Here is a 23,803-nt window from a genome sequence, read left to right as displayed (position 1 = left end):
TATATTATTCTAGTTTAATTGTATAATATAGTATGCGTGAAATGTTAATCTTTTGTAATTTTATTATAAATTCAACGTAAATATTTTATGGTATTATAGTCCAAGAATCTATACGGAGGTATTTAACATGAAAAAAGTAATCACTTACGGGACTTTTGACCTACTTCATACTGGTCATATTAATATATTGAGACGTGCTAAGGAGTTTGGAGACTATTTAATTGTTGCTATTTCTGCTGATGAGTTTAATGCGTTGAAGGGGAAAAAAGCGTACTATTCATTCGAACAAAGGAAAGCAATTCTTGAAGCAATACGTTATGTAGACGAAGTTATTCCTGAGTATACGTGGGAACAAAAAGTAGAAGATGTACAAAAACACGATGTGGATGTTTTTGTAATGGGAGATGACTGGGAGGGTAAATTTGACTTTTTAAAAGATTATTGTGAAGTCGTTTACTTACCAAGAACCGTAGGAATCTCTACAACAAAAATTAAAGCAGATTTAAATAAGGCGAATAATGGTTAAAGAACTTGCTATTAGTGTATACTTGTTTATTTTTCGTATACTCTTTAACTTTTTTAAGCTCTTTCCTTTAAAAAAGAAGGTAGTTGGAGTCGCTACATTTGGTGATAATATTTATTATACAACGAATGCTATAAAGAAGCTTTCTAATGAAGAAATTATTATTTTAAAAGACTCGTCATGCAAGTATCGCTTTGATAGTCGACAAGCCCAAATAATTGTATTTGATATAAAGCATCCCATTTCTTATATTAAATCTATTTATCATCTTGCTACTGCTTCAACTATTTTAGTAGATACGTATTATGGATTTTTAGCTGCTACTAAATTTAGAGATAATGCTACTTGCATCCAACTTTGGCATGCTGGCGGTGCCATCAAGAATTTTGGGTTAATGGATCCAACAAATGAATTTAGGACAGCAAAAGCAAATGAACGTTTTGCTCAAGTATATCGTACCTTTGATTTTACCGTTGTTGGATCTAACATGATGGCAGAGACATTTAAAAAAAGTTTCGGTCTTACAGATGACCGCATATTGCGTACTGGAATACCACGTTCTGATATACTGTTCGATCATTCTATGAAGGATCATATCTACAGGAATATGACAGAAAAATATCCGATGATTAAAAACAAACAGATTATCTTGTATGCACCGACTTTTCGAAATAACCAGCTCTCTAATTATCAATTACACTTAGATATTCAAAAGCTGTATCAAGAACTTTCGAATGATTATGTTCTGTTTATTAAACCACATCCTGCTGTAACGTATGAGATCAGTGAAGCGTATAAAGATTTTGTATATGATGTGTCGGACTTCTATGATACGAATCATTTATTGCTAATTACTGACTTATTAATTACAGATTATTCATCTATCCCATTCGAATATGCATTACTAGAAAAGCCAATGATATTCTTTGCATATGATATGGAAGAATATAGCTATACTAGTGGCTTAATTGATGACTATGAACATAAAATGCCGGGCCCGGTTGTAGCATCAACAGATGCTATTATTCTCGCAATAAAGGAAAATAGATTTGATTATTTGCAGATTAAAGAATTCGCTGACCAATGGAACGAATACTCTAATGGTACAGCTAGCCTGAACCTTGCTAAATATTTAACTGGTACAGAAGAAAAGGAAAAAGAAAGAGCTATTATCTAACATTCCATTCGATATGAGTGGGATGTTTTTCTATTTCTGTTACTTCACGTTGTATGAATAATACACTTCTTCCTCACTCATAGAATACCATACTCTCCCACTAACTACTGTTAAGATTCGGTAAATAATATTAATTATCTGTAAATTATACTGAAATTGCCTCTTAAATGTACTACTATTGGTGTTGTCATAAAAGTTAAGTAGAACATTGTATCTGTGAGCACACTTAAAGGGGGCATCTTTACAACGTCATGAAAAAGATATACAAATTTTTCTTCATTCCTATTATGCTAATCACGCTTAGCTTACCTCAACCAGTTTATGCTCAATCGGATATTCATGGACACTATTTTGAAAAAAGTATGTTGATACTTATTGAAAGAGGGATTATGAATGGATACAGTGATGGAACATATCGTCCAAATCGACCAATAACAAGAGCAGAGTTTACTGTTTTTTTAGTTAGAGCTTTAAACCTATCTACTGACTCTACAGGAACTAATTTTTCTGATGTTAAAAAGGACGATTGGTATTACACTGCGATCGTTACCGCAACAAATAATAAGATTATTGGTGGTTATCCAAATCACGTTTTCAAACCAAAAAAGCATATTTCTCGCCAAGAGGTAGCCGCTATGATGAAACGTGCACTAGATCTAAAAGGAGTAAGTGCAGATAAAGCCCCACTTTTATTTACGGATAACAAAGACATTAATCCTATGTTCTACGGTGCTATTCAGGAATTAGTCTATTTAAATATCATTGCTGGTAAAAAAAATAACGAAGGTTTATTTTTTGCACCATTAGATAGCACAACTCGAGGTGAAATGTCAGCTATATTAAATCGGCTGTTGCAACACATCGATGAACCTAAAATAAGAATTGATTACACTCATTATAATTATTCCTTTAAGAAAATGATTGACATTCAAGTAACCAAAACACCTAAAGTAGATGGCGCTGGAAAATATACTGCTAGTAGATCACTTGTCGAATACTATGCGAATCCAAATAATTTCTCTAAGGAATCAAGTGACTACTTTCAGTTTCTAAACCTTTCAGAGAACGCAAATCTAAATCCGCACGAGATTAATAGAAAAGTACTGCAAAATAAGGGCACTTTATCTGGACAAGCTAGCTCATTTATAGAAGCAGGTAGACGATATGGAGTTAATGAAGTGTATTTAATGGCACATGCGCTTCATGAAACCGGCAATGGTACTTCAAAGCTTGCAAGCGGGATTCCAGTGGATAAAAACGGCAATATTGTTTCCGAAAATAAGGCTACCTATACGGTATACAATATGTATGGTTATGGAGCTATAGATAATGATCCATTAAATGGCGGAGCAAAGTATGCTTTTCTGAAAGGCTGGTTTTCCCCAGCAGCAGCCATCATTGGTGGTGCAAAAAATATTGCAAATAACTACATAAACGACGGTCAAAACACATTATATAAGATGAGATGGAATCCAAACAACCCAGGATACCCTCAATACGCTACCCATGTAAGTTGGGCTATTTTGCAAACGAATAGAATTCAAGAGATTTATAATTTACTAGATAATTATGTTTTGAAGTACGATGTACCTACTTTTAATCAACAACCAAATGCCAAAGGTAAACCTAGCGGTGATAAGCAATACCATGTTGATACAAAAAATCAAGGCATAAAATTAACAACTACAGCCAATTTGAACCTTCGAACTGGTCCAACAACATCATTCCGTATTATCAAAACCTTGGAAGATAATATGACAGTAACAGTTATTGGTGAAAATGGAGGCTGGTACAAAGTAAGAGCAAATGAAACTATTGGCTGGGTTTCAGGTAGTTACTTGCAAGCCAAAAATAGTCGGAAGTCGAAACTGATCATGTTTCCTCCTACTGATGATCAAGAAATGCCAAGTCAATCAAAAGCGGTTGGTTCGCTAGTTGCTAGAATCACTGGAAATCATGTCCATTTAAGAACAGAACCTTCCACATCGAATCAAGAGTCAATCATTAAACAACTATTAATTGATACTCCTGTACAAGTGTTCGATGTGCATGAAAATTGGTATTATGTATCAGATTATCAAGATAAAGGTTGGGTGTTTAAAGACTATATTAAGCTTAACAACCTTTTTCAAGTTAAAAATATGGAATCAAATCTGCTTGTGCGCAATAAACCTAATCAAAAAGGAGATATCATTGGCAAACTACAAGCAAATGAATATATTAATGTAGCTTTTAACGAAGAATCTAACGATATTATTCAAGAAGGTGACTGGCTTAAAATTTATTATGAAAATGGATTCGGTTGGGTTCATCATGCCTATCTTCAAAAACAAGATACAACTAACTGATCTTATAATCATGCTTTTCCTTCAAAGGAGTTTGAAAATATGAAGCACGTAACAATTATGGATATACCTTTTTTAAATACAAATCAACATTCTTTTGTACAGCTACTAAACCAACGGATTCAGAAAAAAGAAAAGACATTTATTGTAACAGCTAATCCAGAAGTTGTTATGAAAGCAAATCATGATCAACAGTTCATGCAACATTTGCAGCACGCGACGTATGTTGTTGCTGATGGTATAGGAATCGTAAAGGCAGCTAAGTTGCTAAACCAGCCTTTGCCTGAGCGAGTTACTGGCTATGATACAATGATTGATTTGTTAAAACTCGCAGATAAGAATAGATATCGAATCTTTTTACTTGGTGCTAAAGAAGGAACTTTAGAAAAAACGGTAAACGAAATTTCAACTCGTTACCCAAACATTGAAATTGTTGGTTCTCAGCATGGCTACTTTGATCGAGAATCAAAAGATATTACAGCGTCAATCGCTCGGCTCCAACCAGATATAACTTTTGTCGCGCTTGGTTGCCCTGGACAAGAAAGTTGGATAGCAAATAACCTATCTAATTTTGATTACGGAATATTTATGGGTGTTGGAGGCTCCTTTGATGTTATCGCCGGAACAGTTAAACGAGCACCTATGATTTTTCAAAAGCTAAACTTGGAATGGTTCTACCGCTTATTAAAGCAACCAACCAGATGGAGGAGAATGCTTACACTTCCTCAATTTGCATTCCGGATCGTCAGGCAAAAAACAAAGGGGAAAATTTCATGAGCCGTTCTGCTTTTGTAAAAAGTACGCTGCTATTAACTAGCGCTACATTAGCATCTAAGTTATTAGGAAGCATCTTTCGTATACCACTGCAAAATATAGCGGGAGATCATGTTTTAGGAATCTTTAGCCTCGTGTATCCCGTTTATATGGTTGCTCTTACATTATCGGTGGCAGGAATTCCTATTGCCATTTCGAAACTAATTGCCGAAGCACGAACAAATGGTGAATTATCCTTTATCAAAGAAATTCATGTAACAGCTAGTATTCTTGCTTTGTTATTTGGTATTTGCAGCTTTCTACTAATTTATAGTTTTTCTTTCCCACTTGCATCTGCTTTGGGAGGACATTCTACAAGGCTAGCTTTAATCGTAGTAACAGCCACTTTATTAATAGCGCCATATATGGCCGTTTACAGAGGGTACTTTCAAGGCTTTGATGATATGAAACCAACAGCTATTTCCCAAGTTATTGAACAATTTATTCGCGTCGGATTAATACTAATGATCGCTTATTATTTTGTTCATAAAGGCTTGTCCGATGAAAAGGTAGCTGGTGGTATTATGATTGGATCGGTTGTAGGGGCGCTCGTATCACTTATCTACTTAAGATTAAAATACTTGCGGTCTTCCTTCAAGCAAACGTTAAGTAGAAAATATACGATGCAGCTATTTATTTCCTGGAGTAAACATATATTAAAGCTGTCTATACCTATAGCAATTGGAGCAATTACGATGGCATTAATTAATTTCATCGACTCCTTCACCATTCCATATGGTTTACGAAGTATCGGAGCGTCGGAAACGCGAATTAATTACCTTTACGGTATATATGGACGGGGGCTTTCCGTTGTACAAATTGCAACAGTGTTCGCTACATCCATTGTATTGCCACTCATACCTTTAATAACGACTAAACTCGCAGCAGGTGATAAGTCTCAAGTTCGGTCTATAACAGAAAAGACATACCACATAGCACATATACTTTCTTGGCCCGCAGCGATGGGGTTACTTGCATTAACCTTACCCATTAATTTAGCTTTGTTCACAAACCTAGAGGGAAGCAACGTACTGGCTATTATTGGACTTAGTTCAGTATTTACTTCGTTAACTATACTGAGTACTGGGATTCTTCAAGGTATGAACTTCGCTAAACAAGCAGCTATGATTATTGTTTTCGGTATTATAGCGAAAGCTCTATTCAATATTTATCTAATTCAATTATTGGGTTTACGTGGTGCAGCATTATCTACTCTAGCAGTATACATTATTCTATTTATCATAAATACAATGTTTATTTATAGACACTATTCATTTTCCTTCAGGAAAAAGGTGGTTACAAAAATCGTCGTAGCCTCGGTTCTTATGGGAGCAGTTATTGGGATACCAACATTATTTATCCCAATCTCTGAATGGACGCGAATTCAAGCATTACTCTATTTAGTCGGAGCTACCGTAATTGGAATTATCATATATATTTTACAATTACAGTTATATAACGTAGTGCATAAAAACGACATCCTAAAGAACATTCCTTATTTAAGTCAGAAAGGAAGAGCAAAAAAATGACAAAACAGAAATGGATTTGGCTTACTTTGATTGCCTTACTCGTATGCACGATACCTGGAATCGTTGAGCGCTGGCAGACAGAAACGAAGAACAACACCTATGAGATTGCTGTTCCTTACCAAGAAATTGAACAGTTAGCGACAGAAAATGGAGATGTTAATACGGATGATATTCTCTCTTCCTTAAAAGAAGCTGGATTAACTACCGTTAGTATAAGCCCAATCTCGCTAAAATGGTTGGAAAATCAAGACATAATTACGATTTATAATGAGCAGGAAATAAATAACGCCTTGCGGTTTAACAATCAACAAGCCGTTCATTCAAACAAAAAAGGATATTATTTTTCTCAACCAAAGGAATCCTATTTTAATAAACTCATTAAAGACAATTTGCAGCCTTCCTCTGTAACTATAAACGGTCAAGCATTTTATTTTATTGAACGAGAAAAAGATCTTCTTTCAAAAAATATTGCTTATAACAAAGAAACAATTGAACAAGTTGAACGACATGGATTTCATTATATGTTTAGAGTTGAAAATGCAAGCCCAACATGGAATCAGAAGAGTGTTAACGAACTAATTAAATTAAATGAAGCATACACTTCAAATATATTATTCTATGGGCAAGATGTGATTGGTTATCCACATATGGATAACGTAAAAGAATGGACAAACCAACTAATAGACGCTGGTTACCATTTTTATTCTATTGAATTTAGCCATCAGAAGGGATTACAAACGATTGCTCGTACTACAGATTACAGTACAATTCGCTTGCATAGCATTCACTTAAATAATAAAACACTCCCAGAAAATATTGATCAAGCTGTAAGAGCTGTTAAAGAACGCAATATACGTTCTATTTTCTTTCATATCCCAACAAATGAGCCTGATAAGAGCTTAAAACAGACAAACACTTTTATTACAGGCGTGCATGATGGCTTAGCTCGTAATTATCAACAGGGAATACCTATACCGTTTAAAGAAATAAGCACACCTATATGGATGCAAGTAATTATTTTCATTACAGGCATTCTGTTTACTGGATTAGCTTCATCGATGTTGTTAAACAGAAAATATACAGCTGCTTCTTTTATATTCATGACAATTTTAGCTTTAGCCTATTTCATGACTCAAAAGCTATTTCTCATGCAGGGATTTGCATTAATTATTGCGATCATCGCACCAATATTTGCAGTATTGTCTACAATAAATAAAGGAGATGGAAGACTTCTAAGCATTACCTTACAATTCTTAAAAGCACTGAGTATTACGTTCATCGGAATAATCATTGTGATCGGTTTGTTAAACGGCAATGCCTTTATGTCCGGATTTGAGGTATTTAGAGGAGTAAAATTAGTTTATATCATACCTATCTTGTTTATCGGTGGATTATTATTCTGGAGAGAAGCGTTAAAATTATTACATGTTCCTGTAAAGTATTGGCACCTTCTAGTAATCTTTATCCTTGGTGTAGTCGGTTTTTATTACATTACTAGGACAGGAAATAGTGCTAATGTTAGTGAGATGGAAATGATGATACGAAGCAAATTAGAGGAATGGCTATATGTACGTCCAAGGACCAAAGAATTCCTTATTGGGTTTCCGTTCTATCTATCAGCGATCTATGTCATTAGCACAAATAGACTGCTAGGAAAACTCATGCTTATCCCTGGAATCATTGGGTTTTTATCTGTAATGAATACCTTTACCCATATCCATATTCCTTTACATATTTCCTTGCTACGAACGACATACAGCATTGGAATTGGCTACCTTATTGGACTTTTGCTGATCCTGATATACAGAAAAAGTGCACCGTTTATTGAAAATTACTATCGGAAGAGGTGGACATAATGCATATTGTACTTTCAGGTTATTACGGATTTGATAATGTTGGGGATGAGGCTATTTTATTTTCAATTATTGAACAGATCCGTAAGGTCCAGCCCGATATAAAAATTACTATTTTATCCAATGACCCTGAAAAAACTAAAGATACGTATCAGGTTAATGCTGTAAATCGAAGAAAGATTACCGAGATTACTCAAGCGTTGAAAGAATCAGATGGATTAATTAGTGGTGGTGGAAGCTTATTACAGGATAAAACAGGTATGTTTACAATCCCTTATTATACTGGCATTATTAAGTTAGCAAAGATGTTGAATAAACCCGTTTTTATTTATGCGCAAGGTATGGGACCTATTAACGGAATCCTAAGCAAATGGCTAGTTAAGTATACTTTAAATAATGTTGAACAAATTACTGTACGTGACAAGGCGTCACAGAATTTACTTACTAAGATTGGTGTAAGACATGCATCTACTATTGTACCAGATCCTGTATTAGGTTTAGACTCCAGTTCGTTTACTCATAAGTGGGAAAAGGCTAATAAATTTAACCGAAAATTTATAGCTGTAAGTGTAAGAGATTGGCCGACAAATAAACCATTCATTCAAAAAATAGCATCCTGCTTAGATAAACTCGTTCAAGATGGTTATGCCATTGTATTCGTTCCTATGCATGGAAAACAAGATGAACGCAAATCAAAAGAAACCGCTGAATTAATGAATGAATATAGCTATATTTCACCAGCTAACGCTTCCTTAGAAGCTAAAATTGCACTTATTGGTGAATCCAATCTACTAATAGGTATGCGTCTGCATTCGCTCATATTTTCAGCAATTAATTACACACCATTTATAGCTATTTCCTATGACCCCAAAATAGATGCTTTTGCAGCGCTCTGTGAACAGCCTGTAGTCGGGCATGTTGAAGAAAATAACTGGAACAGCAAACAATTATATAACCAAGCTAATGAGGCATTATGCAATCAAGAACTGAAGCGAACTAAGCTAAGGAAGAAAATAAAGACTTATCAACATGATGCACGGAATACACCTGAACTCGCATTAAATCTTTTCTTTGGGAAAAGGCAAAAACGTCCGTATAGCAATGTTTAAATTTACAAGGAATGGATAACTAGGCCCGAATTTCTATGTTATGTTGCCTTCATTAAAACAGGTACTACATGTTAATTCTATCCAGGATAAGCATGTCTACGAAAAAGAATATGGGGTAGTTAATAGAAAATGCGAACAAAGCTATTAAACTTTGTTCGGATTAGTCTTAGAGTCCAGTTGTCTATTACCTAAGAACTTTAGATAGTACATAATCCTATCTCTTTACCCTAGATAGAATAAAGTGAAACCTCAATCGTTGGGGTTTTGTTTTCCCCTACTGATTGTTATTTAAACCAATCGAACATTTACTGGCAGTCGATCTGCGATCCTCACTTATCCACATCCTAGACTGCCATATAAATACACGGTTACAAGCTTTATTTTAAATTCTTCACTATATTTAGCCACAAAAACCCCCCTGAAATTAGATTTTTTACTCTAACTTCAGGGGGTCGGTACCTTATCGTTCGTTTTTTGATCAGAATCATTCATTTAGCACCTAAAATAAGCGAGACTCCGGCGAGAATAGCACGAGTCCGAAGATTTACTTGGTAATGTGTTTTTCTTTACCAAGTTAGCTGAGGCCGTACCCCCGTAAAGAGTGTATATTTTCACGGTGCGGTAATGATACTCCTATTGATAACATGATTATTCGTATTTTGTGTAAAGAAGTTGTGTTTTGTCTCAGCCTCTTAATACTTTCAATCCTTGGATAATATTTACAACTTTCTTTATGATGGTTACAATAGCATATCCACCTAATATACACATGATTGGTATGATGAAAAATCCATATCGTGGAATAGTTAAGAATAAATTTGATAATCCAATATACATAATAAGAATAGCAGCAATAGCAATTGCCTCTTTCTTTCGAGTAATAAATGAAACGATTGTGGTAATAAATGCTAGATTTACAATTATATTATGAATTAATTTAAATATGTTTACATAGCTATAAGCCGTATAGAAATAAATGGCGTCTGGAAGCTTAAATAATTCGTATGTTTTTCCTACAGTAAACCAAGCAAACCAGAGACCAAAATTATTTTCAAATCCTTCTTTTATTTTCATTATTGCATACTCTTTACTGTCCATCCCCAACTCTGCTTGTTCTTTCCAATAATCAGAAAAACTATACAGGTCAAACGGGTTACTGCCCGCAAACCAGCTATTCCCTGAATGCGTGGATAATAGAATAAACTCATTAAACATAATAAAGTTTCTGATTACCCAAGGTGCGATAATAACCGCTGCGCCAAATGCCCAAACCCCAGTTATAACTATCCACGTTTTTAGCTGATGTCGATATTTTACCAATAAAATAGCAAATGCGATCAGAACTAATGGAGCAATCACTGGTCGTATCATAACTCCATAACAAAATACGACAGCAAAAAGAAAATGAAATATTTTGTTATTCTTTTCAAGCGCTAGTAAAAATAAATAAATTGCTAAACAAAAAAAGAATATTCCTGGTATTTCCGTTAATGACGTCCGAAAGTAATGAAGTGGTGTAAAGTAAGCTGCATACAATGCACTGGCAACAATACCAATCCAACGATTCGCAAACGTCTTAGCGCCAATCAAATAAATTAGTAAAATGGTGCCTAAACTTAATAACATATTAAACAATTTAACTACGGTCATTTGATCTACGTCCAAAATATTTGCTATATGAAACAACACCACCAATATAATTGGATATCCAGGTGTAACAAATGCATTGGACTTCCCATCTGTGTTGTAGCCATAAACACCGTCTTCGATAATCTGGTTTGCCATCTTTGTATATAAGTATGCATCTCTACTTCCATACTTCCATGTATGCTCTCTTAACATTGCAATACGTTCACTTATTTCTCCATTTTCTAATTGTTGCTGGATCTCTGCATCCGTAGGTTGAATAAAATTACTTCCTGGATGCTGAAAGAAAAAATATGTATAAACGATAAAGGAACATAAAAGGATGATTCCAATAATGTATATTGGGGCTTTCTTGTATAACTGTTTATTATCATCTGCTTGATTCATAGTTTACCTCGCTATTAAATATACTCCCAAAACAATAACTGCTGCTCCTACCCATTGACTTGGGGTTACTACCTCTTTAAAAATAACATAGCCAATTACTACACCTAATACGTAAGCTAGACTTTGAAAAGGATATGCAACACTAAAAGGCATTCTAGATAAGATGTATAACCACAGCCCTGTTGCCAACACATAGATAAGGCCACCACCAATAATATAAGGGGATTTTATCACTTGAATAATCGTTCCAAACCCCATTGTTCCAATTTGCTGCATACCTACTTTCCATAACATCTGTCCACTAACTAGAAGCATAATATTTAAAACCAATAACAGATAATTCATACTTTCTTTTCCCTCTTTATCATATTCTCCGAACTTGTATTATCTTGCTGCTGTTCCTTAAGTAAAGCAAATTCTTGCGTTAAATGAATAACTTTACGGTTTAATTTCGAGATGCGTCTAGTTAAATCAAATATCATTATGATCGTACTTAGTAATCCAAATAAAAATAATAGACTCGGTGCATAAGCAATTCCTAACAAATCAGCTATAATTTCTAATAATTTTCGAGATAGACTTAAAATTCCTAAAATAACACATACAAAAATCCAAATTAAAGAGTCACGAGTTTCAAGGATGCCTCTTCGAACCGACTCTATAACGATTGTAAAGAAAAAGCAGATTATGAGAAAACTAAATAATGTAATATTCATGCGAAACTACTCCTTAACAATTGATTGCATCAGGATGGAAAGCGTAACCTTCCCAAAATAGTAAATACTCTTCCATGGAGTTATAGATGATGCTCCACCTTGACGTGCATGCATATTAGCAGTAACTTCTTTGATTCTCATCTTTTTTCGGTTCAAATGCATTAGTACCTCAGGTTCTGGATAATCCTTTGGGTAATTTTGTGCAAATAACGCAATAACTTTTCGATTAATTGCCCGATAACCTGAAGTAGGATCTGTAAAGTTTTTCTTCGTAAGAACTTTCAATACAAAATAAAAATAGTAAATACCAATTCTTCTCGTTATACTTCCTTTATACTCTGTTTTTTGTAAAAACCTGGAACCAATAACCATGTCTTCCTCCCCTTCTATAATTGGTTCCATTAATTCAAATAAATCTTTCGTATTGTGTTGCCCATCCGCATCAAATTGGATTGCAATTTCATAGCCATGATTGTATGCATATTTATATCCAGTTTGCACGGCTCCACCAATCCCTAAATTCTGAGGCAATTTTAATTGAACAATATCAAACTCCTTAATAATCTCCTCCGTACTATCAGTTGAACCGTCATTTACAACACAAACTTCTAGCTTTTCCGTTTTATTCTTTATTTCCATTAGACTTGTTAATGTTGTTGCAATACTATCTTCTTCGTTATAAGCCGGAACAATAATTATCGTTTTAGGAATACTTTTTATATCCATTGATATTCCCTTCCTTTTCAGGATTTTTTGGCATCCTTGGCTGATCCATCTTTCCAAATAGTATCCAATAAAAAGGGATATATCGAAAGGCAAAACGTACAGCAAACCAGCTCAGTAAACCAACAAATATAAATGTTATTACTTGCCAAGTATGATAAATTATCGGTGATCCTGACTGAATTATTTGCCTGAATATCATCAAAAATAAAGGATGAATTAAGTAAATACCAAAGGATGTTGCTCCAATCTCCATAAAGACAAATTTGGTCCGTGGCTGAAAACTTTGATCTGCTATGTGTGCTATATAAAACAATAACACCCCGGCAAACAAAGCATGTGTTGCCCATGTAAATTCACCGATATAATTAGTGACAAATTCAGGTAAATTACTTGAAATCGCAGTAAAGACACCAATTCTAACCAAATACATATAGCCCGTATATAAAATTACTAATACACCATAACCAATACTTATTGGTATGATTATACGTTCTTTAAAAAGCGGCTGTGTCCATTTATGCTTTATATCGTTATAGTAGATTCCAAGAAATGCCCCCAGAAAATAAAAGGATAAATAAGATAAGGATATAGAACCTTTCCAAGGGAACTCAAAGTAGTTATTATTTAATACTACCCAAGTCCATTGCAATACCAAGCCGATCCATATTGCGTGTTTTCTTAAGAATCGTAGCTTCCTAAAAGCAATTAGCAACAATGGAAATAGAAGGTAGAATTGCACACTAATAAAGACAAAGTATAAATGTGTATGCGCTTTTCCAAGTGCTAATAAAGTTAAAAATCGGTTTATCGCAAAAGGGATGCTCGGATAATCGTAATAAACAAACATTTTAATAACAAAATAGACTATTGAAAATACAACATAGGGAATTAAAATAAACTTGAGGCGCTTTACATAAAATCGTCTCATTAATCGCCAAGTTATATCTCTAGGAAAGTAATTATAAAATAATACAAAACTGCTTAGCATAATGAAAGTTGGCGTTCCTAACTTTCCGGCTATGTTCAAAAAATTATAAACAGGAAATAATAATGAATCCGTTTCTAAATACGTCACTCCACTAGACGAGGCATGAACTGTTAGTACTGCCAAAATCGCAAAAGCCCTCGCTAGCTGTATTTCATCTAAAGTATTTCTTTGCATATGCTTCACTACAATCACCAAGACCCTATGTAATATTCGAAGCTACTTATACAATGCAACTCCATTACTAAGCTACTTCGTCTTATCTTTACTAGTTGCAATCCAGTTTAATATGGGTCGATACCGCTCGCTAACGATACCGGTTACTTCAACAATAAGCTCTACCATAATAAGTACCGTAACTAATATTATGGTTGTTCCCCACATCGCTGAACGAGTTAATATAACAGCAGCTAAACTAAACAACATACTCAAAGCGTATATCATAATTACCGTCTGACTATGGCTATATCCCATCCGTATAATACAATGATGCAAATGAAATTTATCTGGGGAAGCTAATGGCTTCTTATGTACAATTCGGCGAATTATGGCAAATAATGTGTCTAAAATCGGTATGGCTAAAATAACAATAGGAACCATCAATGAGAAAAGTGCAACATTTTTGAACAGACCCATCACAGCAATAATGCTAATCATATAACCAAGAAACAGTGAACCAGTATCTCCCATAAATATCTTTGCAGGATGAAAATTATATACCAAAAATCCAAGCGTACTCCCTAACAGCATGAAGGATATTAATGCGATTGGATAATTTCCCATAGAAATAGCAAGCACGGAAATTGTTAGTAAGGCAATAGAGGATACTCCCGCTGCTAGCCCATCCAATCCATCGATTAAGTTAATTGCATTAGTAATTGCCACAACCCAAATGATCGTTATTGGAATGGCCGCTAATCCAAAATCAATTCGGTCGCCAAATGGTACTGTAATAAATTCGATGGTGTATCCACCGAATACAGGAACGATCGCTGCTAACAACTGACCTCCAAACTTAACCTTAGCTGATAATTGAAAAAGGTCGTCTAGTGCACCTACTAGCATAATAATGGTTGCACCAATGGCGACAGGCCAAAAGTCAAATGTTATCGGTAGGAAAATTAGAAAACCAAGTAGAAAACTGGTATAAATGGCAAGACCACCTAAACGTGGCATGATTTTTTGGTGTACTTTTCGATTATTTGGTTCGTCAACTGCGCCACATAAAATAGCTAGTTTCTTTACAAACGGTGTTAATATAATTGCTACAATAAAACATATAATAATACCACTATAATTCACAGTAATCCTCCTACTATTTACCAAAGAGGTTGTTCAAACGTTGAACAAACAGATACATCCAATTTTTTTATTGCTTGGAATATATAAGATTCCTTGCGTTTATTGGTATATTTTAGAATAATAGCCTTTTCCGGTTAAACAAAGAAGGCCGGCCTTTAAATGAAAATTGAACTTTCAAATACAGGTTATCTCCTATTGAGGGAACAGGATAGTATTATGAAAGTAGTTAACTACACTTTCCCACCATTTAAGGTTCAAAATTGTATATTACAAAAATAAAAATGCTCTAGGAGCAAAATGTTTCTACTTTTTCTACTCAAAGTATCTATAAAATTAAATAATTACTTTTTGTAATGTTGAAGAATCAGGGTAATGATAGGCTTTATACTTTTCCAATTCATCTGTTGTTACAAGAACTGATGGATACTTCTTAAAGCGTTGCATTTGTTCTACGCTGTTTACCGTCCATGCAACAACTTGAATACCTAGTCCATCACAACGATTTACATATTTTTCTTTTAATCCATCATGTTTCACAGCAATGTAACTTGCATCCAGCTTTTCAATTAGTCGAAAATGGGAGCGTTTCAACTTATTAACGAGAGGTCCTATTTTAATTTCGCTTGATAGCTGACGTAGCTTCGCAAGCGACTTATGATCAAATGAAATAACATAAACTTGATCAATCATATCTACCTTTTGAATCGCTTCAAAGACCTCTTTTTCTAAATAATCATATAATTTAGTATTTTTCATTTCGATTGAAACAATGATTTGATTTTTAGCTAATCGAAGTACATCCTCTAATGTAGGAATTTTTTCTGAATCACCAACTGTAAATTGTTGGAGTTCCGATAGAGTATAATTTCGAATCTCTCCACTTCCATTTGTCATTCGATCAATTTTATAATCATGCATAACCACTGGAATACCATCTTTACTAAGGTGTACATCTAATTCGATATGAGTGAAACCTAATTCAATAGCAGCTTGAAAAGAAGACAGTGTATTTTCTGGATATTTAGCAGGATAACCTCGGTGTCCAATACCTCTAATATTCATCATCATTCTCCTTTCTGCTTCTAAAAAATATATAATTTATTTTCCGATTATTTTCATTATAAATCTCACTTATTAAGCGCATATTAGCTAAGAGTAAATAGTTTGTAAATTTATTCAATAAATAAACATTGGGTAATCTTACTATAAATATGGGAGGCTAAATAAAATGAAAAAAGTCATTACTTACGGGACGTTTGATATTCTCCATACGGGTCATATTAATTTATTAAGACGTGCCAAAAAGTACGGTGACTATTTAATCGTTGCTATCTCTACAGATACATTCAATACACAAAAAGGAAAGCAGGCATACTATACTTTTGAACAAAGAAAAATGATCTTGGAAGCAATTCAATATGTTGATGAAGTGATTCCAGAACATACCTGGAATCAAAAAAAGAAAGATATCACGAAATACAGTATTGATGTTTTCATTATGGGAGATGACTGGAAAGGCAAATTCGATGATTTACAATCGCTTTGCGAAGTAATTTATTTACCAAGAACTATTGGTATATCTACAACAAAAATTAAAAAGGATTTAACAAAACCAAAACATGAGTAGAGAGGTAGTCATCGCTGTTTACTTATTTATCTTTCGCATATTATTTAATCTATTTCGATTGTTACCGATGAAGCGAAAGACTACATTTATTGCTTCCATAGGTCACAATGTCTCATATACAGCCAAAGAATTGAAACATCAAGCGACTGATTCTATAGTAATTTTGAAAACGAATCGCTTCCAGCTAAATTTCAATCCAAATCATGAATACACAATGATTCATTTTAAAGCTTGTCATCCGTTCGATTGGCTACGATCCGTCTATCATTTAGCCACTTCTCATGTCGTGTTTGTAGATAATTATTACGGAATATTAGCCGTTACAAACTTTCGCTCAAACGTAAAAGTTGTTCAGCTTTGGTATGCAGCAGGAGCAATTAAAAAATTTGGACTTCAAGATCGCTCTAATCAATATCGCTCCAGAAAAGCACGTAATCGATTTAGAAAAGTTTATCAACGCTTCACCCACGTTGTTGTTGGGTCAGAAAGAATGGCTTCTATTTTTATTCAAAGTTTTGGCATTAAAGAAAACAAACTATTACGCACTGGTGTACCAAGAACGGATTTCTTTTTTCAACCTGACAAAATGAAGGTTGCCATGGAAACAATTCAACATAGCATCCCTTTTGATCGTTCAAAGAAGGTTATCTTATATGCACCGACATATAGAAAAACACCTAAAACTGACATTCAATTAGATTTACAACAATTTCATGTTCATATGAAACACGACTATGTCCTATTTTTAAGTATTCATCCATCAGAACGAATGAAAGTGAAAAATAAGTATCCTAACTTTGTTTTTGATGTATCACGCTTTTCATTAAATCATATATTGACTGTTACTGATATACTCATTACGGACTATTCCTCTATCCCATTTGAATTTTCTTTACTAAAGCGACCCATGGTATTCTATGCATATGACTTACAACAATACAAAAGCGAAAGAGGCATATGGGATATGTATGAAGATCAGGTACCAGGGCCTGTAGTTATGAATACAATGGATGCTGTACAAAAAATAAAAGAAGGTTCGTTTAACTTAAATCGTGTATACTATTTTTCAAAGGAATGGAATACTTATTCTACTGGTGTTTCTTCGAAAGAATTAATTAAAGCTATCTATAGTACAAAGATAAAAAATTAATACGAATATAAAGTGAAAAATTTCCATCCGTGAGGGGTTGTTTATCCCCCACGGATGGTTAGTACCACATGGGTATGACTAAAGGCGATGAAACCAATCGGACATATACTAGCAGTCCACCCTTGGTTTTTTTATTGCTTGAAGTGAGGGGAGTACTGCCAGTTATATGCGGGATAAATAATTAAAAAACCTGTTAGTTCACTCTAAAGTGACTCCTAACAGGTTTTCCATCGTTAACTTCGATTTTTTGCTTCAATTTTCTTCGATCCGAGAATCAAATAATTTAATTCCTCTTTAGGAATCTTATTAAATTCCGTTCGTTTTGCAAAATAAAAAATCACACCTAATCCAATCCATGCTGCTAAAGCAATCCGTGATTGGATGCCAAGAAATGCTGGTGATCCAGGTATTAATAATAAAGCTAGGAAAACCAAGCTTGCTAGCATTCCAACTGCTGAGACCGTTTTTTTAAATGGCGACACAGCGTGCTTTTTCGGATCAAAGCTTTTGTCTTTTTTTGTTTTAAACAAAGTGAAAGCCGTGTAGCATGTATAGAAATAAGCAATCGTTACACCTACAGAAGACATATCCACTACCCATAGTAATGCTTCTCGCCCAAACCAAGGAGCGAATGCAGATACAACTACAGTAAATATAATTCCTACATAAGGTGTTTTATATTTTGGGTGAAGCTTTGAAAAGACTTCTGGTAAAATCTTTGCACGTGACATTGCAAATAACAGACGACTTGATGAAATAATAAAACCGTTCAGTCCAGTAAATACTCCCATTGTTAAAGCGGTAACCAGTAGCACAAGTCCCATTGTCCCCAATAGCTCTTGAATTGCAGCGCCTGTACCCCACACATGACTTTCGGCCACTAAACCCTGCCAAGGTTGAATCATTGCCGTTGCGATGATCATGAGACTGTATAATACCGCAGCAAAGAAAATGGCAAGTATGATTAACGAAAAGGCCTTTTTAGATGAAAAGTGAAACTCTTCTGCTGCCTGTGGAACATTATCAAAACCAACATATGCCCAAGGCGCAATTGCTACGATAGAAATAATGGCTGCAAATGCTGTCGTTTCAGTAGGAAAAAATGGTTGCACATTGGAAAGGCCAGCACCTGGCTGCCCACCAACCATAAAGGTTATTGCTACAATACTTAGAATCATAATACTACAAAAGATAAATTGCATACGCCCTGATAAGCCTGTCCCTCTAACGTTAAAATAACCAAATGTACCGAGCGCAACCGAAGCGATAATGATCTCCATTCCATAAACATCCCAACCAGCTACTTGATATAGGGGTAAATTTTCAATAAGTGCTGGAAAAACAAACTTAAACATTAACGCAAATGCCGAAGCGTTTAACGCGACAATACATATATATCCTAGGGTTAAAAACCATCCACTTATAAATGCATGCGTACGACCTAAACTAATAAATGCATACGCAAACTCTCCACCTGATACAGGAAAACTTTTTATAAGGAAACCATAGCTAACTGCTATAAGCATCATTAATAAAGCACCAATACCGAAGCCGATAATTACTCCCATTGGTCCTGCTGCGGACATCCATGTCGTTGGTTGAACAAAAGCCCCCCAACCTATCGATGACCCTAAAGCTATCGCCCAAACCCAATGAGCCTTTAAAGATTTTTTCAGCGTCGTTCTTTCTTCCATGATTGATCTCCTTTTTTTCTTGGTCCTTTGACCTAAGATGTTTACACACCTGTAGAATTCTATCACATTGTCTGATTATTAAACAAATTCCATATTCCTCTATATAGCAAGACATAGACTTTAATCGAGGCATATAGTCACCACCATCGCAAACGTAGTTAAATTATGAGCCATTTCGACTTATTTCCTCACCTACATAACCTTGCATAAGCAATAATGTCTAATGGAAAACTACAGATAGATAGTGGTACCCTTCTTTTATATCGAATAAACATGTTATCTGTCGGATCACCATCCACGTTACGTAAGTAAATCTTCTACATTAAGGAATAACGGTGAGCTTGCGAGCCGATGATGACTTTTCGTAGGGAGATTTGTGAAGTCGCCTCGTTTCTGTACACTGGAGCTGGCGCGGCGCAACACGCCCCTATTTATCAACAACAAAAAGAGAAGAATCAGATATAACAAGATTCTTCTCTAATCATAACGAAGACTCTCCTTCACCTTTATCAGATTGAAGAAGAGTCTGGATTATTCTATGGTCAAGGAGAGTCGTCTACTTTCCTATTCTCTAGTATTAACTTGTACCGTGTTTTTTCTTCATTTCTTTTAAGTATTCCTCTGACTTTCCCTTAGGAATACTTAACGATTGCCATTGCGTCCCTTTTAGTTGTTTACCTATGTAAAGAATTTGTCCAATATGTGATGAATAGTGTGTTAGTTGCCTTTCAATTGCATCGATTACCGATAAAGACTGAGATCGGATGGTTACATATTTTTCTAGGTCCTCTTCCTTTAAACTCTGAAGCGTGCTGATTAATATACGCCAACCGTATTCCCATGTTTCCAGCAAATCATCCTTAGAGGCAATGGTATTAATAAACTCTTGATCCCTATTTCGATTTTCCTTTTCTCCATCACTAGTTAAAAAATCTGTCCATCTGGATACCATATTTCCACTCATATGCTTAACAATAACAGCAATACTATTTGCTGCTTCATTAGGTACCCAATGGATATCGGGTTCCTCTAATTGTTCCAATGCCCGATCGCCTTGATTCTTCAACTGATTAAATCGGCTATTGATTACTTGTAAATACGTCTGTCCAGTTCCCATGTGTATCTCCTTTCATCGCTTACTTTTTCTTTTCAAAGTTAAATCGGTTACGAGATAGAACTATTATAATCTCACTTTGTAGTTCTATCTAAATTGGAGAAGCGTTAAAAAAGATAAATAGCAAAGGCTAAGATAGCTAAAAGAATGGTGATACTGTATATCCATGTTAATATTGGGACATTCGATGATAAAGACTTTGACTCATATTCAATGGATCGCTCCAGCTCATCCTGAGGCGTATGCCCCTCTTCTTCGTACTTCTTCATTTTATTTTCTTCTTGCTTTAATGCAAAAATAGTACCACCTAATGCTGCGATGAATAATACAATTAATAAAAGAATAAGACCTAAACTCATAATATATCACCTGACTTTTTCTGTTTTGGCATCTGCCTTTCTTCATGACAAGATCGCTGAATTATTCTGTTAATGCTTACTGGAAATCCATTAACAATCTTAAGATATACGTTACACTTCAATTCGATGCCTCCTTAAACGGAAAAATGAACCTTCTACCTACTATAATATACCGTTTTCAAATTATATCACCATCCAATTCAGTATCTTTTTCCCCATCAACTTTTATTAAGAAAAACGGAGCAAAATTCGCTCAGTCCTTATCACTAAATGCTCAGATTTACGCTTCCTCTAGTAGCTATTATGGAATAATAGCTACTGCTTGACCACCACTCCGGCTGCCCACTTCCCTTTCCGTGGGGTTTGTCCTTCAGCTAACTTTTTTAGCAAAACCCGCTCAAAAAAGTGGATCTTCAGGTCAAACATTTCCCACAGGAGTTGAAGTGGCCGGCCTTCGCTATTATCAGGCTCTACAACGCTAGCATGAAGTAACACAGCTGCTTTTATACTCACGGATAGCGATTTTCACTTTACCCATTGTAAAAAAAGTCAACCTATTTCTTATGACAAGAATTGTTGCACCTTCTCATAGCGGAGACGAATTACGTAGACTCCTGCGGGATTAGCGCGAGCCGAAAATCCACTTTGCAACGTGTTCTTCTTTGCAAAGTTAGTTGAGGCCGTGCCCACGGAAAGCGAAGTAATTAGTCGGAGCATTGCCAATATACATCAAACATTTCAAAATAACTACTTGGCTTAACACAGTCATTGCACTGATTTTATACTTTCTTAACTTAGAACAAAAGCGCAAGCTCCCGATTAGCAACGTAGCGACTGAAGCGAGTCAACGGAGATAAAGGAATCACGGTGCGCTTGCAAGCCCATGATGACTTATCGCAGGGCGATACGTAAAGTCGCTACGCTTCTGGGTGCTGGAGTTGGACACGACTCAACACGCCCTATAATTATACATAGGCTCAAATTTTATAATTTCCTATACTATAAGAAATGTTTTAGCGCTTCAGAAAATCGTTTAATACCTTGATCGATTCGTGCTTCATCTTCTTTCGCAAATGTAAAGCGAATATACGTACTTCGTGTGCCCAAGGCGCTACCTGGCAAATAAATAACCCCACTTCGAATCGCTTCTTCAAGTAAGTGCATCTCATTAATTTTGGTAGGAATTCTACACCACAAATGAATTCCCCCCTCAGGAGCATAAAAAGTAACATAATCACCTATATGAAATTGCAAACTGGATATGATCTGGTCTCTCCTATTAGCTAATTGCCGCCTTAAGCGCTTCATATGAGGATTGAAATAAACAGGCTGGAGGAATTTATCCGCGATCCTTTGAGAAAATGCACTATGACCAAAATCAAGCTGTTGCTTAGCATCTGACAATCTTTCAATAACAGCTCTTGGTCCAATAATCCAACCAATTCGTAAACCAGAGGCAACTATTTTAGACAAGGAACTAATGTAAAGCACATTCCCATTGAGATCCATTGATTTTAATGTACTCATTTTCTCCCCATTAAATGACGTTAAGCTGTAAGGATCATCTTCAATAATTGGAATTCCAAATTTAGCAGAGATGTCAATAACTCTTTGCCGACCGCTGTAGTTCAATATTGTTCCTGTAGGGTTCTGAAAGATAGGATTTAAAAAAATCATTCTTATCTTGTGTACCTTTAGTAATGAAACTAAATCATCTGGATTAATCCCATGCTTCCCAACAGGTAGCGGTAATGTTTTAACTCCAGCTGTTTGAAAAACTGGTAAATGGTAACTATATGAAGGATCCTCGATAGCCACAGTATCACCTGCCTTTAACAGACATTGAACAACAAGATGCAATGCCTGCTGTGCACCTGAGGTAATTAAAATAGAAGAAGGATTAGTATTAATTGCTTTATATTCTTTCACATGTGCGGCAATTGTCTCTCTTAATTTCTCATTACCTAATGGATGATCATACCCAAGCGTTTCTGGAAATTCCCCTGAACCAGCGATTTCCTTTAACGTAGTTGTTGGAAATAAGCCTTCAGATAACTCACCACTGGCTAAATTAATTATATCCTCTTCCGTCATCTCCTCCCGAAGTCGTTGTGTTATAGGAAGGTTTTGTAGAAAGGAGCCGGCTTCTATATATCTGTTCCAATTTGGAATCCTTTTCTTTTCCATTCCCCATATATCTCTACTAATTGTCGTCCCGCTACCTTTTTTTCTTTCTATTAAACCGTTTGCTTGCAATTCATCATAAGCCGCCACTATCGTACTTCTATTTACCTGTAAATCGTTTGCCAGTGTGCGCTCAGATGGCAAAGGCTTATCAGCCAGAAACGTTCCGTCATCTATTCCACTCTCAATATAATCAGCAATTTGTTTATAAATAGGCTTTTTTGCCATGCGGTCCGGTTTCCATTTCATTGCTTAACGTCCTTTACATAGATTCTTTTCTTCTATTATAACAGGATACTATTGGATTCGAATACGCTACCACGATACAATGTCAAACTTCATTAGTTCCTTTTCCCTTCATTCCTCTCTAAAGCCCCCACGCTTCTATCAATCCACGCTCTCCTATAGGTTCAATTCATCGACGGTAGTTGTTATACCTTTGAAAGAGCGTAAAAGGTGGTTTTCAAGTCAGCTCACCACACAAGCTTTGATGGGTCACTTACACTTTATAAAGTGAAACTTCAATCATTAGGGGAGCATTACTGCCAATTATATGTGGGGTA

General features: G+C 35.3%; 22 protein-coding genes. 9 read left to right on the top strand and 13 right to left on the bottom strand.

Features of this window, described 5'->3' with window-relative positions; all coding sequences use genetic code 11:
* Nucleotides 1-127: 127 nt before the first annotated feature.
* The 7 genes from tagD (JUJ52_RS11700) (at nt 128) to csaB (ending at nt 9,349) form a co-directional block, all read left to right on the top strand.
* Entirely contained in the window at nt 128-526 is a 399-nt protein-coding gene (gene tagD / locus JUJ52_RS11700) for a glycerol-3-phosphate cytidylyltransferase (RefSeq protein WP_121603912.1), read from the top strand.
* Nucleotides 519-1,700 (top strand): CDP-glycerol glycerophosphotransferase family protein, encoded by a 1,182-nt coding sequence (locus tag JUJ52_RS11695; protein WP_121603913.1) that lies wholly within the window; start codon nt 519-521, stop codon nt 1,698-1,700. Before tagD (JUJ52_RS11700) ends, JUJ52_RS11695 begins: the two co-directional genes overlap by 8 nt.
* 251 nt (nt 1,701-1,951) lie before the next feature.
* Complete coding sequence (locus tag JUJ52_RS11690; protein WP_205389082.1) at nt 1,952-4,048, top strand: SH3 domain-containing protein; 2,097 nt, start codon at nt 1,952-1,954, stop codon at nt 4,046-4,048.
* A 39-nt stretch (nt 4,049-4,087) separates the two neighbouring features.
* Entirely contained in the window at nt 4,088-4,822 is a 735-nt protein-coding gene (locus JUJ52_RS11685) for a WecB/TagA/CpsF family glycosyltransferase (RefSeq protein ID WP_121603915.1), read from the top strand.
* Nucleotides 4,819-6,387: a putative polysaccharide biosynthesis protein gene (locus JUJ52_RS11680; RefSeq protein WP_121603916.1), complete on the top strand. Its 1,569-nt coding sequence runs from the start codon at nt 4,819-4,821 to the stop codon at nt 6,385-6,387. Before JUJ52_RS11685 ends, JUJ52_RS11680 begins: the two co-directional genes overlap by 4 nt.
* A complete protein-coding gene (locus JUJ52_RS11675; protein ID WP_205389084.1) occupies nt 6,384-8,243 on the top strand; it encodes a DUF5693 family protein in 1,860 nt (619 codons plus the stop codon). Before JUJ52_RS11680 ends, JUJ52_RS11675 begins: the two co-directional genes overlap by 4 nt.
* The gene (csaB, locus tag JUJ52_RS11670) at nt 8,243-9,349 is read left to right on the top strand and encodes a polysaccharide pyruvyl transferase CsaB (protein WP_205389086.1); all 1,107 of its coding nucleotides are present in this window, start codon (nt 8,243-8,245) and stop codon (nt 9,347-9,349) included. Before JUJ52_RS11675 ends, csaB begins: the two co-directional genes overlap by 1 nt.
* A gap of 684 nt (nt 9,350-10,033) precedes the next feature.
* On the opposite strand, the gene JUJ52_RS11665 is transcribed toward csaB, so the two are convergent.
* From JUJ52_RS11665 to JUJ52_RS11635, 7 genes are all read right to left on the bottom strand, one after another.
* Nucleotides 10,034-11,383, bottom strand: coding sequence for an ArnT family glycosyltransferase (locus JUJ52_RS11665; RefSeq protein ID WP_121603919.1), 1,350 nt, complete (start codon nt 11,381-11,383; stop codon nt 10,034-10,036).
* Between the two features lie 3 nt (nt 11,384-11,386).
* Entirely contained in the window at nt 11,387-11,728 is a 342-nt protein-coding gene (locus JUJ52_RS11660) for an EamA family transporter (protein WP_121603920.1), read from the bottom strand.
* A complete protein-coding gene (locus JUJ52_RS11655; protein ID WP_121603921.1) occupies nt 11,725-12,099 on the bottom strand; it encodes a DUF2304 domain-containing protein in 375 nt (124 codons plus the stop codon). The genes JUJ52_RS11660 and JUJ52_RS11655 overlap by 4 nt, the downstream gene beginning before the upstream one ends.
* A gap of 6 nt (nt 12,100-12,105) precedes the next feature.
* On the bottom strand, nt 12,106-12,825 hold the full coding sequence (locus JUJ52_RS11650; protein ID WP_255637645.1) for a glycosyltransferase family 2 protein: 720 nt from the start codon (nt 12,823-12,825) through the stop codon (nt 12,106-12,108).
* On the bottom strand, nt 12,803-13,987 hold the full coding sequence (locus tag JUJ52_RS11645) for an acyltransferase (RefSeq protein WP_226983630.1): 1,185 nt from the start codon (nt 13,985-13,987) through the stop codon (nt 12,803-12,805). The genes JUJ52_RS11650 and JUJ52_RS11645 overlap by 23 nt, the downstream gene beginning before the upstream one ends.
* 72 nt (nt 13,988-14,059) lie before the next feature.
* Nucleotides 14,060-15,112, bottom strand: coding sequence for an MraY family glycosyltransferase (locus JUJ52_RS11640; protein ID WP_121603923.1), 1,053 nt, complete (start codon nt 15,110-15,112; stop codon nt 14,060-14,062).
* Nucleotides 15,113-15,445: 333 nt separating this feature from the next.
* Nucleotides 15,446-16,174 (bottom strand): glycerophosphodiester phosphodiesterase, encoded by a 729-nt coding sequence (locus tag JUJ52_RS11635; RefSeq protein WP_121603924.1) that lies wholly within the window; start codon nt 16,172-16,174, stop codon nt 15,446-15,448.
* A gap of 166 nt (nt 16,175-16,340) precedes the next feature.
* Between JUJ52_RS11635 and tagD (JUJ52_RS11630) the strand changes: the two genes are divergently transcribed.
* Complete coding sequence (gene tagD / locus JUJ52_RS11630) at nt 16,341-16,739, top strand: glycerol-3-phosphate cytidylyltransferase (protein ID WP_121603925.1); 399 nt, start codon at nt 16,341-16,343, stop codon at nt 16,737-16,739.
* Complete coding sequence (locus JUJ52_RS11625) at nt 16,732-17,889, top strand: CDP-glycerol glycerophosphotransferase family protein (protein ID WP_205389091.1); 1,158 nt, start codon at nt 16,732-16,734, stop codon at nt 17,887-17,889. The genes tagD (JUJ52_RS11630) and JUJ52_RS11625 overlap by 8 nt, the downstream gene beginning before the upstream one ends.
* A 233-nt stretch (nt 17,890-18,122) precedes the next feature.
* On the opposite strand, the gene JUJ52_RS11620 is transcribed toward JUJ52_RS11625, so the two are convergent.
* From JUJ52_RS11620 to pdxR, 6 genes are all read right to left on the bottom strand, one after another.
* A complete protein-coding gene (locus tag JUJ52_RS11620; RefSeq protein ID WP_121603927.1) occupies nt 18,123-19,583 on the bottom strand; it encodes an APC family permease in 1,461 nt (486 codons plus the stop codon).
* Between the two features lie 577 nt (nt 19,584-20,160).
* Nucleotides 20,161-20,700 carry a DUF1572 family protein gene (locus JUJ52_RS11615; protein WP_205389092.1) on the bottom strand — a complete coding sequence of 180 codons (540 nt, stop codon included), beginning with the start codon at nt 20,698-20,700 and terminating at the stop codon, nt 20,161-20,163.
* Nucleotides 20,701-20,804: 104 nt separating this feature from the next.
* Nucleotides 20,805-21,056, bottom strand: a complete 252-nt coding sequence (locus JUJ52_RS11610) for a hypothetical protein (RefSeq protein ID WP_026679837.1) — start codon at nt 21,054-21,056, stop codon at nt 20,805-20,807.
* Entirely contained in the window at nt 21,053-21,178 is a 126-nt protein-coding gene (locus tag JUJ52_RS23390; RefSeq protein WP_255637642.1) for a hypothetical protein, read from the bottom strand. The genes JUJ52_RS11610 and JUJ52_RS23390 overlap by 4 nt, the downstream gene beginning before the upstream one ends.
* 193 nt (nt 21,179-21,371) lie before the next feature.
* A complete protein-coding gene (locus JUJ52_RS11605) occupies nt 21,372-21,569 on the bottom strand; it encodes a hypothetical protein (protein ID WP_121603754.1) in 198 nt (65 codons plus the stop codon).
* A gap of 486 nt (nt 21,570-22,055) precedes the next feature.
* Nucleotides 22,056-23,489, bottom strand: a complete 1,434-nt coding sequence (gene pdxR, locus JUJ52_RS11600) for a MocR-like pyridoxine biosynthesis transcription factor PdxR (protein WP_121603929.1) — start codon at nt 23,487-23,489, stop codon at nt 22,056-22,058.
* Nucleotides 23,490-23,803 lie beyond the last annotated feature (314 nt).

It is taken from the genome of Virgibacillus sp. AGTR, from assembly GCF_016919725.2.
Taxonomy (GTDB): Bacteria; Bacillota; Bacilli; order Bacillales; family Amphibacillaceae; genus Virgibacillus; species Virgibacillus salarius.
This window is presented reverse-complemented; position numbering and strand designations above follow the sequence as displayed.

Excerpts from the sequence above, each read along its gene's own strand:
- JUJ52_RS11655 (WP_121603921.1), bottom strand. The coding sequence starts at position 12,099 with ATGAATATTACATTATTTAGTTTTCTCATAATCTGCTTTTTCTTTACA.
- JUJ52_RS11695 (WP_121603913.1), top strand. The coding sequence starts at position 519 with ATGGTTAAAGAACTTGCTATTAGTGTATACTTGTTTATTTTTCGTATA.
- JUJ52_RS11685 (WP_121603915.1), top strand. The coding sequence starts at position 4,088 with ATGAAGCACGTAACAATTATGGATATACCTTTTTTAAATACAAATCAA.
- JUJ52_RS11680 (WP_121603916.1), top strand. The coding sequence starts at position 4,819 with ATGAGCCGTTCTGCTTTTGTAAAAAGTACGCTGCTATTAACTAGCGCT.
- tagD (WP_121603925.1), top strand. The coding sequence starts at position 16,341 with ATGAAAAAAGTCATTACTTACGGGACGTTTGATATTCTCCATACGGGT.
- JUJ52_RS11620 (WP_121603927.1), bottom strand. The coding sequence starts at position 19,583 with ATGGAAGAAAGAACGACGCTGAAAAAATCTTTAAAGGCTCATTGGGTT.
- JUJ52_RS11625 (WP_205389091.1), top strand. The coding sequence starts at position 16,732 with ATGAGTAGAGAGGTAGTCATCGCTGTTTACTTATTTATCTTTCGCATA.
- pdxR (WP_121603929.1), bottom strand. The coding sequence starts at position 23,489 with ATGAAATGGAAACCGGACCGCATGGCAAAAAAGCCTATTTATAAACAA.
- JUJ52_RS11660 (WP_121603920.1), bottom strand. The coding sequence starts at position 11,728 with ATGAATTATCTGTTATTGGTTTTAAATATTATGCTTCTAGTTAGTGGA.
- JUJ52_RS11665 (WP_121603919.1), bottom strand. The coding sequence starts at position 11,383 with ATGAATCAAGCAGATGATAATAAACAGTTATACAAGAAAGCCCCAATA.
- JUJ52_RS11635 (WP_121603924.1), bottom strand. The coding sequence starts at position 16,174 with ATGAATATTAGAGGTATTGGACACCGAGGTTATCCTGCTAAATATCCA.
- JUJ52_RS11645 (WP_226983630.1), bottom strand. The coding sequence starts at position 13,987 with ATGCAAAGAAATACTTTAGATGAAATACAGCTAGCGAGGGCTTTTGCG.
- tagD (WP_121603912.1), top strand. The coding sequence starts at position 128 with ATGAAAAAAGTAATCACTTACGGGACTTTTGACCTACTTCATACTGGT.
- csaB (WP_205389086.1), top strand. The coding sequence starts at position 8,243 with ATGCATATTGTACTTTCAGGTTATTACGGATTTGATAATGTTGGGGAT.
- JUJ52_RS11610 (WP_026679837.1), bottom strand. The coding sequence starts at position 21,056 with ATGAGTTTAGGTCTTATTCTTTTATTAATTGTATTATTCATCGCAGCA.
- JUJ52_RS11690 (WP_205389082.1), top strand. The coding sequence starts at position 1,952 with ATGAAAAAGATATACAAATTTTTCTTCATTCCTATTATGCTAATCACG.
- JUJ52_RS11615 (WP_205389092.1), bottom strand. The coding sequence starts at position 20,700 with ATGGGAACTGGACAGACGTATTTACAAGTAATCAATAGCCGATTTAAT.
- JUJ52_RS11650 (WP_255637645.1), bottom strand. The coding sequence starts at position 12,825 with ATGGATATAAAAAGTATTCCTAAAACGATAATTATTGTTCCGGCTTAT.
- JUJ52_RS11675 (WP_205389084.1), top strand. The coding sequence starts at position 6,384 with ATGACAAAACAGAAATGGATTTGGCTTACTTTGATTGCCTTACTCGTA.